Annotated in this window: 8 protein-coding genes; 5 read left to right on the forward strand and 3 right to left on the reverse strand. The window is 60.7% G+C overall.

Going from position 1 to position 10,175, the window contains the following annotated elements; genetic code table 11:
* Window positions 1–5 precede the first annotated feature (5 nt).
* A complete protein-coding gene (locus tag FSO04_RS02875) occupies window positions 6–2,582 on the forward strand; it encodes a hybrid sensor histidine kinase/response regulator (RefSeq protein WP_233464717.1) in 2,577 nt (858 codons plus the stop codon).
* A gap of 5 nt (window positions 2,583–2,587) precedes the next feature.
* A complete protein-coding gene (locus FSO04_RS02880; RefSeq protein WP_154558259.1) occupies window positions 2,588–3,742 on the forward strand; it encodes a hybrid sensor histidine kinase/response regulator in 1,155 nt (384 codons plus the stop codon).
* Here FSO04_RS02880 and FSO04_RS02885 read toward each other — a convergent pair.
* On the reverse strand, window positions 3,708–4,751 hold the full coding sequence (locus tag FSO04_RS02885; protein WP_154558260.1) for an alpha/beta hydrolase: 1,044 nt from the start codon (window positions 4,749–4,751) through the stop codon (window positions 3,708–3,710). The genes FSO04_RS02880 and FSO04_RS02885 overlap by 35 nt on opposite strands.
* A 148-nt stretch (window positions 4,752–4,899) precedes the next feature.
* Window positions 4,900–7,500, reverse strand: coding sequence for an ATP-binding protein (locus FSO04_RS02890; protein ID WP_325063513.1), 2,601 nt, complete (start codon window positions 7,498–7,500; stop codon window positions 4,900–4,902).
* Window positions 7,501–7,697: 197 nt separating this feature from the next.
* On the opposite strand from FSO04_RS02890, the gene FSO04_RS02895 reads away from it, so the two are divergent.
* The 3 genes from FSO04_RS02895 to FSO04_RS02905 all read left to right on the forward strand — a co-directional run bounded on the left by FSO04_RS02895 (window position 7,698) and on the right by FSO04_RS02905 (window position 9,429).
* On the forward strand, window positions 7,698–8,690 hold the full coding sequence (locus FSO04_RS02895; RefSeq protein ID WP_154558261.1) for a LysR family transcriptional regulator: 993 nt from the start codon (window positions 7,698–7,700) through the stop codon (window positions 8,688–8,690).
* Window positions 8,691–8,707: 17 nt separating this feature from the next.
* A complete protein-coding gene (locus FSO04_RS02900; protein ID WP_154558262.1) occupies window positions 8,708–8,875 on the forward strand; it encodes a hypothetical protein in 168 nt (55 codons plus the stop codon).
* A gap of 149 nt (window positions 8,876–9,024) precedes the next feature.
* The gene (locus tag FSO04_RS02905; protein ID WP_325063514.1) at window positions 9,025–9,429 is read left to right on the forward strand and encodes a response regulator transcription factor; all 405 of its coding nucleotides are present in this window, start codon (window positions 9,025–9,027) and stop codon (window positions 9,427–9,429) included.
* Between the two features lie 186 nt (window positions 9,430–9,615).
* On the opposite strand, the gene FSO04_RS47370 is transcribed toward FSO04_RS02905, so the two are convergent.
* The coding region (locus FSO04_RS47370; protein ID WP_479687403.1) for an oxidoreductase at window positions 9,616–10,175 on the reverse strand (560 nt) is incomplete at its 5' end.

The following is a 10,175-nucleotide window of genomic DNA, read 5'->3' on the forward strand; positions in this document are numbered from 1 at the left end:
CGCAAATGATGACGCCCGCACGCATTCTTGTAGTCGAAGACGATCGGGTGGTCGCCAGAGATATCGCGCAACAGATGAGCCGCGCGGGCCACACGGTGGTCGGCATCACTGCTCGCGGCGAAGACGCGCTGCCGCTCGCGGCCGACACCGTGCCGGATCTGATCCTGATGGACGTGCGGCTGGAGGGCGAACTCGACGGCATCGATACCGCGCGGCTGCTGCGTGAGAATTTCAACCTGCCGGTCGTTTTCCTGACCGCTTATGCCGACGAGGAAACCGTCCGGCGCGCAACCGTCACCGAACCGTTCGGATATGTTCTCAAGCCGTTTGACGATATGCAGTTGCGCACGGTCGTCGAAATGGCGCTCTATAAGCACGGCGCGGAACGCCGTCTGCGCGAAAGCGAACAACGGTATGCGGTGACGCTGTCGAGTATTGGCGATGCCGTGATTGCGACCGGCCGCGACTCGTGCATCAACTTTATCAACCCGGTCGCGGAAATGCTGACGGGCTGGGCACGCGACGAGGCGATGGGGCGCCCGCTGGCGGATGTGTTTCGCGTGATCAACGAAACGACTCGCGCGCCGGCGGAGGATCCTGTGACGGCCGTGCTGAGCGCCGGCACGCGTGTCGGACTGGCGAATCACACAATACTGCTCGCGCGCGACGGGCGGGAGATCGCGATCGACGACAGCGGGTCGCCGATCGTCGACGACCGTGGTGAAATCCTCGGCGTGGTGCTGGTGTTTCGCGACGTCACACAACGGCGTCGCGCCGAAGAGGCCGAAATACTGCGCGAGACGAACGCCCGCCTTGAAATGGCGATGCACGGATCCAACGTCGGCGTGTGGGAAATCGATATGCCGGACGGCGACTACCGTCACGGCTACGCGCGTTTCTCGAACATCTGGGAATGGCTTGGATACACGCGCCCGCCGACCTTGCTCGACTACGATGCCTATATGGCGGTGCTGCATCCCGACGACCGCGCGCGGACCGAGGCGGCGATAGTCAGATACCTCAAACGGGACGTCGATGTGTTCGAAGTGGAGAACCGCTTGTGCCATCGCGACGGCAGCGTCCGCTGGGTCCTCGTGCGCGGTATGGCGCGGTGGGATGCCGGCGGAAAGCCGATTCGCTTCGTCGGCAGTCTGGTGGACATCACGGAGCTGAAACTCACGGAGCAGGCGCTTCGGTCGAGTGAGGCGCGCTTTCGGGGCACCTTCGAAAATGCCGCGGTCGGCATCGCGCACTGCGATCTCGATGGACACTTTCTGCGCTTGAACCAACGCTCGTGCGATATCGTGGGCTATCAGCGTGGGGGTCTGTTGCTCATGCGTTTTCAAGACATCATCGATCCGGACTTTCTGGCCGCGAGCGAGGAAAAGTATCGCTTGCTGACCGACGGTAAGCTCTCGCACTATTCGGAGGAGACGCCTCTGGTCAAACTCGACGGATCCCGTGTCTGGGTGAGTGTGTCGGTGGCGCTTCAGTGTGATACGAACGGCCGGGCGATTCACACCATTGCCATCCTCCAGGATATTTCAGCACGCAAGGCGCTCGAGGACACGGTGCGTGTCGCAAAGGACGCCGCCGAATCGGCGAATCGCGCCAAAGACCAGTTTCTCGCCAACATCAGCCACGAGTTGCGCACGCCGCTGAACGGCATCCTGGGTTATGCCCAGATTTTGCGGCGCGACGCGGCCATGACCGAGCGGCAACTGTCGAGTCTGGGGGTGATCGAACAGAGCGGCGAGCATCTGCTTATGCTGATTAACGACATTCTTGACTTTGCTCGAATCGAAGCGGGCAAGCTCGGACTGAGCGTGACAGACGTACCACTTGGCCCATTCTTACGTGTCATCGCCGAGATGGTGAGCGTGCGCGCCGATCAGAAGAAGCTTGTCCTGAACCACGAGGCGCCGGCGAATGTGTCGACGGTCATTCGTGTTGACGAAAAACGCCTTCGGCAGGTGCTGTTAAATCTTCTTGCCAACGCAGTCAAGTTCACGGACCAGGGTGAAGTCACGCTTGTCGTTCGAATTATTTCGTATGGAAGGCTGCGCTTCGAAGTGCGGGACACAGGCGTCGGCGTGAGTCCAGACAGGCTCGAAACCATCTTTCAGCCGTTCGAGCAGGCCGGCGATCTCACACGGCGCACAGGCGGCGTTGGCCTCGGACTCGCGATCAGCCGTCAGTTGGTGCGCATGATGGGGGGCGAAATCCATGTTACGAGCCGCGTCGGTCATGGGAGCACGTTCTGGTTCGAGCTCGATGCTCCTGTGTCCTATACGGAGGTGGCGGATTTCGGCCCAACCCTTCAGCTCGCGGGTGAGGAAGGCGAAGCGCGTCACGTGCTCGTGATTGACGAACCCATCGTCCCACCGCGCAATGAAATGGCCACACTGCATCGGTTTGCGCTGCTTGGCTCGATGCGCGCCATCGTCCATCACGCCGACTATCTTATCGGCCTCGACGTCCGTTACGAGGCCTTCGCAACGCAATTGCGCCGTCTCGCGGCGGCTTTTGAATCGCAGGCCCTACTATCCCTGATCGAACAACATTTGGGTCGAGACTCGTGAGCACCATGGAACCATTCGACACGGGTGCGCCCATTGTTCTGGTTGTCGACGACACGCCAGCCAATCTTGGGCTGGTGGTCGAATGCCTCGAAGGCAATCATTTGCGGGTGGCGGTTGCGCGTGACGGGGCGGAGGCGTTGCGCCGGGCGGAGCTTGTGCAACCCGACCTGATCCTGCTCGATGTCATGATGCCTGGACTCGACGGGTTTGAAACGTGCCGGACATTGAAGGCGATGGAGAAGACCCGGGATATTCCGGTCATCTTCATGACTTCGTTGACGCGAACAGAAGACAAGATCACGGGTTTTCGCGCCGGCGGGGTGGATTACATCACCAAGCCGCTGCAGATGGAGGAGGTCGCCGCTCGCGTCAATACGCACCTGAAACTACGCGCGCTGCAAAAACTGCAGGAAGAGCAAAACATCCAGTTGCAAAAGGAAGTGAAGACGCGCAAACAGGCCGAGGAGGCGCTGATTGAAGTCATCAATGGCGTGCGCAATGTGTCGAATGCGATCGCTCACGATTTGCGCACGCCGCTTACCGAATTGCGCTCCCGGCTTGAGGTGCTGACGCTCACGTTGAGACGGCAAGGCAATGACCAGTGCTTGCCGGAGCTGGAGGTCGCATTGACGGATGTCGATCGCGTAATCAGCATCTTCAATGCGTTGTTGCGTCTCGCCGAAATTGACGCAGGCGTGCGCCGCTCGGGGTTCATACCCAACGATCTGGAAACGATCGTGTCGGATGCGGTCGAGTTTTATCAGCCCGTGGCGGAGTTGCGCCGCGTGACGCTATCGCTGCGGGTTTCGGGTGACCTCGTGGCAAATTCCGATCCGCTTCTGCTTGCCCAGGCGATCGGCAATCTGATCGACAACGCATTGAAGTTCGCGCGCGACGGGGGTGAAATCAGTGTCATCGCGGCACGTCGCGATGACATGATTGCGGTCTCGGTGGCGGACGACGGCCCAGGTATTCCGGACGCGGAAAAGTCCAAAGTGACTGAGCGGTTCTATCGTGGCGACGCGAGTCGCGGAACGCCGGGTGTAGGCCTTGGGCTCGCGCTCGTGAAGGCGGTGGCGACACTCCATCGCGGCTCGCTCGACTTTGCCGACAACGAGCCAGGACTCATCGCCACGCTGAACGTGAGCTGTCGCCTTTGAGGAACGCAGCCTTCACCGCGCTGCACGCCTGCATGAGCGCAGTGCTGGTGGGCAGTGTGTCGGCAAGACCCTCGAGCGCGACAAAATCATGGATCGTGCCGAGATAGCGGGTTGCGCTGACCTCAACTCCCGCTTGCATAAGCTTGCGCGCATAGGCCTCACCGTCGTCGCGTACTACATCGTTCTCTGCCGTTATTAGCAATGCAGGAGGGAGGCCTTCAAGATCGGTGGTGGAAGCGTTGAGCGGCATTGCCGTGATTTCGGTCAGGCACTCGTCTGGAAACTGGGTGTGAATGAACGATTCCACCGCGTGGGCGGTCAATCCGGGGCCATCGGCGTAACGGAAGTAGGACGGCGAAGTCCGGTTGGCCGACAGAATCGGATAGAACAGCACCTGAAGGGCAATCCGCGGGCCATGCCGTAATTTGGCCAGGAGTGTCATCGCGGCCGCCATGTTGCCACCCGCGCCGTCACCGGCTACCGCGATTGAACGGCCGTCGATTCCTAGAACATGAGCGTGCTCGACGACGTACGTCAACGCCGCGTAGGCCTCTTCGTTCTGCATCGGGTAGCGCGCCTCGGGGGCCCGCGTGTAATCGACGAAGACGACTGCAGCGCCGGCTTCTGCCGCAAGTCTGCATATCAGCCGGTCGTGGGTGTTGCGATCGCCCATGCTCCAGCCGCCGCCATGAAAATACATGACGACGGGCAGCGGAGTCCGGGCGCCGAGTGGGCGCACAATTCGAATCTCGATCGAGCCCGTTGGTCCCGTGGGCAGCGTCAGATCTTCTGTCTGGACAGGCAAGCGATCAGGCCGCGTCGTCTCCTGGGCGGACCTGCCTGAAGCAGACTGGCAATGCAATAGAAGATCGTCGGGATGCATGCCCGCTTCTGCAATCACGTCGAGAAACTGTTGTGTCTCGATGTCCAAGACCGGGTGTGCCGATGACGGCGTCACCAGACTCGACTGGGAGCGCCGGGATTCGCCAGTGGAGATGGGTTGATTCATGAGAGCAGGTTCCGATGAGAGAGGCCGTTATGGATGGCTCGCGATCGGCGCCGTGCCCTGCGCGAGCAGGGCGGCCGATCCTGAAATGCGAACATCCGTCAGCACTGATTCTCGTCGAGACGGGCCCCGGCGCGTCAGTTAAGCTTTGCTAAGAACCGTTAGCGTCCGCGCCAGCAAGGCTTGCCCGATGTTCAAGCAGGCGGTCACGGCACCACGCCTGCTCGTCGAGACGGCCGTGCGCAATCAGCGCCTCGATGCAAGCCTGAGACCCGGCGCTGGCGAAAAGCTCCAGTTGCATGATGGTGGCGCCCCGGGGCATGACTGGCCGTCCTTCGATCAGGGCCTCGAAGCCTTCCGCCCATTTATCCCAGTACGACAGCCCGCGCTGGCGGGTCCGCTCGCGCAATTTGCCGGTAAGCTCGCGCACCGTGGCCCAATCGTTTTCCCATATTGCGACTGGGATCGATCCGATGGCGAGGCCATAACAAATCGATAGATCGTGGTCGATTGCCAATGCCTGCCCGGCGCATTCATGGGCGAGCGCCATGGCGCGATCGGTCGATCCCTGAAGCCAGACTATGCGCATCAGGAGCGACATCGAGGCGATCTGACCGTCGACCTGCGCATGGTTCGCGTGATTCGCGCGAATCGGATCTTCATCGCGAGCGATGACGTCCTCGATCAGAGACCGTGCTTCAGCCTGATTTCCCAGAAAATGCTGCGACAGCGCCTTCATGTGATCGGCAGTCTGTGTGGCAGACAAATCCGCGGTTCGAGATGCAAGGTCGCTGAAGTTCCCGGCCAACTGCAGGCTTTCCAAATAGCTTCCCGCGAGGATGCGCTGCGCCCAGATTCCCCACAGCGTTCGTAACGCCATGCCTTCGTTGTTGATGCGCCCGGCCGCGTCGTAAGCCTGTTCGAAAGCTCGCGCCATGTCCGGCGTCGGTCCGCGGGTGTGCCACAGGGCATGGCCGTATGCCGCAAGCAGTTCGATGTGCTGGGGGGTGCCGGCGAGATCCGAGCTCTCCACAGTGGCGATCGCGTGCTCGGCGAGTCCGAGGAACTCATGGGGCAACGATAGATGAAACCATAGCGGCGCAGTGACGATCACCAGCGTGATGGCGATGGTCGGGTCGCCTTCCTCGCGGGATGCCCAGTCGAACGCGGCCCGGATATCGTCAATTCGCCGGCTATGGATGGCGAGCCATTCGCGCGGGGCTTTACCTTCCCAGGCCGCCGCCGGATCTGCAAATATCTCGCAGCAATGCATCGCATGACGCCGCCGCACGTCGTTGATCTCGTTCGCCTCCGCGAGGCGCAAATGGGCATAGTGGCGGGTCGTGTCCAGCAGCCGGTAGGGTAACGGCGAACCGCTGACGTCGCATGAAACGAGCGATTTGGCGATCAGACCTGTCGTGGCGTCGAATACGGCAAGTTCGTCGAGCTCCTTGCAGCTTGCGACCGCGGCGGCGTCGCTCATGTCGAAGGAGCCACGCATCACGGAAAGACGCCGCAGGACTTGCTGTTCCTTCGGCTGGAGCAGCTCGTAGCTCCAGTCCAGTGTTGCGCGTAGCGTTTGCTGTCGCGGCAGGGCGGTGCGGCGGCCCTGTGTCAGCAATGCAAAGCGGTCGTCCAGACGCGCGGAAATAGCATGCACGTCCATCAAGCCGACACGCGCCGCGGCGAATTCGATCGCCAGTGGAATGCCGTCCAGTCTGCGGCAGATATCGCAAACCGCAGTGACGTTGGATTCAGTCAAAGCAAAGGAATCGTTCGCGGCTTTGGCCCGGTCGACGAAGAGCGCGACAGCAGCATATTCACGTGCCTGATTCGTTCCGAGGGTCGTGCCCGATGCTGGAGACGGTAGCGCGGCGAGCCGGTGCACCGACTCGCCGTCTGCTCGCAGCGGCTCCCGGCTTGTCACGAGCAGGTGGATACCAGGCACAGCCTGTAGCAGCTTTTCAGCAAGTTCGGCGAGCGCCTCGATCAGGTGTTCGCAGTTATCCAGCACCAGAAGGACTGGCGCGTCGCCAAGCATCCTGATCAAATCCGGAATGGGGTCGCCGGTGGAAACCGCGACGCCAACGGCGGAAGCCACCGTGCTTGCCGCGCTGGACGTCTCCGATACCGGGGCGAAATTGACGAAGAGGGCGCGTGTGCCGGTCTGCCCGGAAAATCGGTGGGCGATGGCTAATGCGACCGTAGTCTTGCCCATCCCGCCCGGCCCGGTGATGGTCAAAAAGCGGCGCTCGGGCAACTGATCGGTGAGCCCCGCTATGACCTCTTCGCGACCGATGACGCGCGCCAGCGTAACCGGCAATGCGCGTGCACCGCTGTTGTGGAGCGGCGGCGCGGGCGGGTGGGCAACGGACCTGCTAACCGGTACCGCAAACCGGTATCCCCGGCCTGTCTCGTTGACGATGTAGCGAATGCCCTCATTACCGTCGCCCAGTGCTTTGCGGACCGCTGACAGGTGTACCCGGAGGGCGCCTTCGTCGACGACGCTGTCCGCCCATACGCGGTCGCACAGTTCCCTGGTTGATACCAGCGCGCCGGCGTTTTCGACCAGCACGACGAGAATATCCAGGGCCCGGCTGCCGAGCCGGACAGCTTCACCGTCTTTTGTCAGATTGCGCTGCGGGAAATGCAAGGTGAAGGCGCCAAACGTCATGGAGTACGGGGTGACCATCAAACCACCTTTACTTGTATCGTCACTCACGCCGGGTGCGGTGGATCGTAAAGCTTCCATGGCGCTCGATATAGGGAAAAATATCGTATGGTCGCCTGGCCCCGTTCTGACGCCAACTTAAATGATCTGAAAACCAATCGGGACACACTCCTCCCGGTCCTGCGCATAGCAACTCTTAACACCACGTAACTGGCTTTGCACGCGCCGTCAGCCCAACATTCAGTCCATGCATTCTGTCTTTTGACGCGGAGAAAATCATGGAACGTCTGAAAGCGCTGGAGATATTCAAGGCCGTCGCGGATCACGGAAGCTTCACGAAGGCAGCCGAAGTGACCAACGTGGGCGTTCCCGCCGTTAGCCGGGCGGTGCAGGACCTCGAAGCGCTGCTTGGGGTTCAACTATTTCACCGTACCACCCGCAAGGTCACGCTGACCCCGGTCGGACATACGGTGCTTGAACACGCAGCGGGAGTGCTGGATTGCTACGACGGCCTCGCGCGAGTCAGTCACGATATTGCACTCGAAGTGTCAGGCGATATTCGTTTTGAAGTACCGGTCCTGTTCGGCATGGGTCGTCTCGCGCCCATTCTGGCGAACTTCATGCGTGAATATCCCAAGGTGCGGGTCGACACACGCTTTGTCGACAACTCCGGTGAAACGTTAGGGGATCTCGCCGATCTTTCCATTGTCGTCGGTAGGTCTGTCCCTTCCTCATGGGTTGCGCGGCCGCTCGGGGCGACGCGATTTGGCATCTATGCGAGCCCCGGTTTTGTTAGCAGCGCCGGCATGCCGAAACATCCGTCCGAAGTGCGCTCGACGCATTGCATGGCGGTTGTGGTGGGGTCGCGCGACGCATCCTGGCAGCTTAGCCATTGCGCCACAGGTGAACAGTCGGCAATCAGTGCTCAGAGCCCATTTCGCACCAACTGCCCCAGTGCACTGGTTGCCGCGGCGGTTGACGGCACGGGAGTGGCTATTTTGCCGGAGCATATTGGATGCATTCCTGAGTCGCGCGGCGAACTCGTGCGCATCCTGAGTGACTGGAGAGCACCCTCGTTCGATACGCAGTTGCTGTATCGAGTGCGACGTAATCAGCCGTTGCGTGTACGCAAACTGGTTGATCGCCTCGTTAGCGGCTTTAGCGAGAACGCCATACCCCAAGTGGAATCGCTGGCGGCGTACAGTCTTTCGTCATTCGCCCAGTTCAGGCACAGCGGGGCGGATGCACGAGACTCGCTGATGGCAGCGTGACTGGGGAGCTCATCGTCATGAAACTGAGTTCTATTTCATCGCTCACGTTCTGGTTCTGGTCGCTCGTGCACTATTGCTGCCGCTTCGATACCGACACGGGCGCCATGGCGCTCTGTGCGCTGCTTGCCTCGCGACTGATCCGAATCGGTGCGGATCGCGTGACCTCGGTGCTTAGCCGGGGCTGAGGATCCGCCGCGCGGCCCCGCATCGCTTCAATGCCCGATCAGGCCGCGCGCAAGGCTAGCCAGACTGTTATACATTCGTATGCTTTCCTGTCAGAGTCTTGTGAACTATCCTTGTACGATTCAATGCGCCTGATTAGAAATCCGCGTGTTTGCAGATCATTTTTGAAAACCGGGGCAGCTGCGTGGACGCCACTCAGATTGTTTGTATCGTCGACGACGACGAGTCCGTCCGGATGGCCACAGCGAGCCTGGTTCGGTCGTTCGGATGGAAAACGCGCATATTCGGCTCGGCGGAAGCGTTTCTGCAATCCGGTGACCTCGGTGAAACGTCGTGTCTGATCTCTGACGTGCGAATGCCCGGCATGTCAGGGATCGAGATGCACGAACAACTGCTGAAGCTCGGGTACGCGCCGCCAACCCTGTTTATCTCGGCATTCCCGCCGGTCGCGCTTCACGCGAAAATCCAGAAGGACGGTGTGCTGGCGTTTCTCCCCAAACCCGTCGACGCCGCCGCCATGGCGCATTGGCTCAATGTGGCGTTGGGATCGCCCTGAGCATGATTGAGTCATGATTGCGCCGTGCATGTCTCAGCGAAGGCCACAACGGATGTCCTGAGGGTAAATAAATTGTCCTTAAATCACGCAGTGGGTTGAGCAGTGCGACGCTGCGCGAAATCAGCAGGGCGGAATCGTCCGCCCCGCATACAACGTTTTAAAGCTGGCTAGCGGGAAAGCCAACGCTTAGTTCATGGTCGGGTAGTCGGTATAGCCCGTCACATCCCCGCCGAAGAAACTTGCGCTGTCGGCGGCATTCAGCGGGTGTCCATCGCGCAGACGGGCCGGCAGGTCCGGATTCGCGATGAAGGGCCGTCCGAACGCAATGATGTCGGCACGGCCGTTGGCGATCGCCTTTTCGGCGGTATCACGGTCATAGCCGCCGGCGATCATCAGTACGCCTTTGAATTCGTCTCGCAGCAGTTTGATGATGGCGTCCCAGCGCGGGTCGAAGTTCTCGTCCTTCACCGTACCCACCATCGCCGGTTCGACGAGATGCAAATAGGCGAGACCGTAGTCGTTGAGTTTTTTGACGATATAGCCGAACGTTGCCTCAGGCGTTTCATCGCCCATTCCCATGAAACGTCCCATCGGGGTGAGGCGAACACCGACGTTTTGCGGACCCACTTCGTCGCTGACAGCGGCGACGACTTCAAGCAGCAACCGTGCGCGATTTTCGATGCTGCCGCCGTAGCTATCGAGGCGGTGGGTGCTGGTGCTGTTGGTGATCGGGTGCAGCTGGTGAG

It is taken from the genome of Paraburkholderia madseniana, assembly GCF_009690905.1.
GTDB lineage: Bacteria > Pseudomonadota > Gammaproteobacteria > Burkholderiales > Burkholderiaceae > Paraburkholderia > Paraburkholderia madseniana.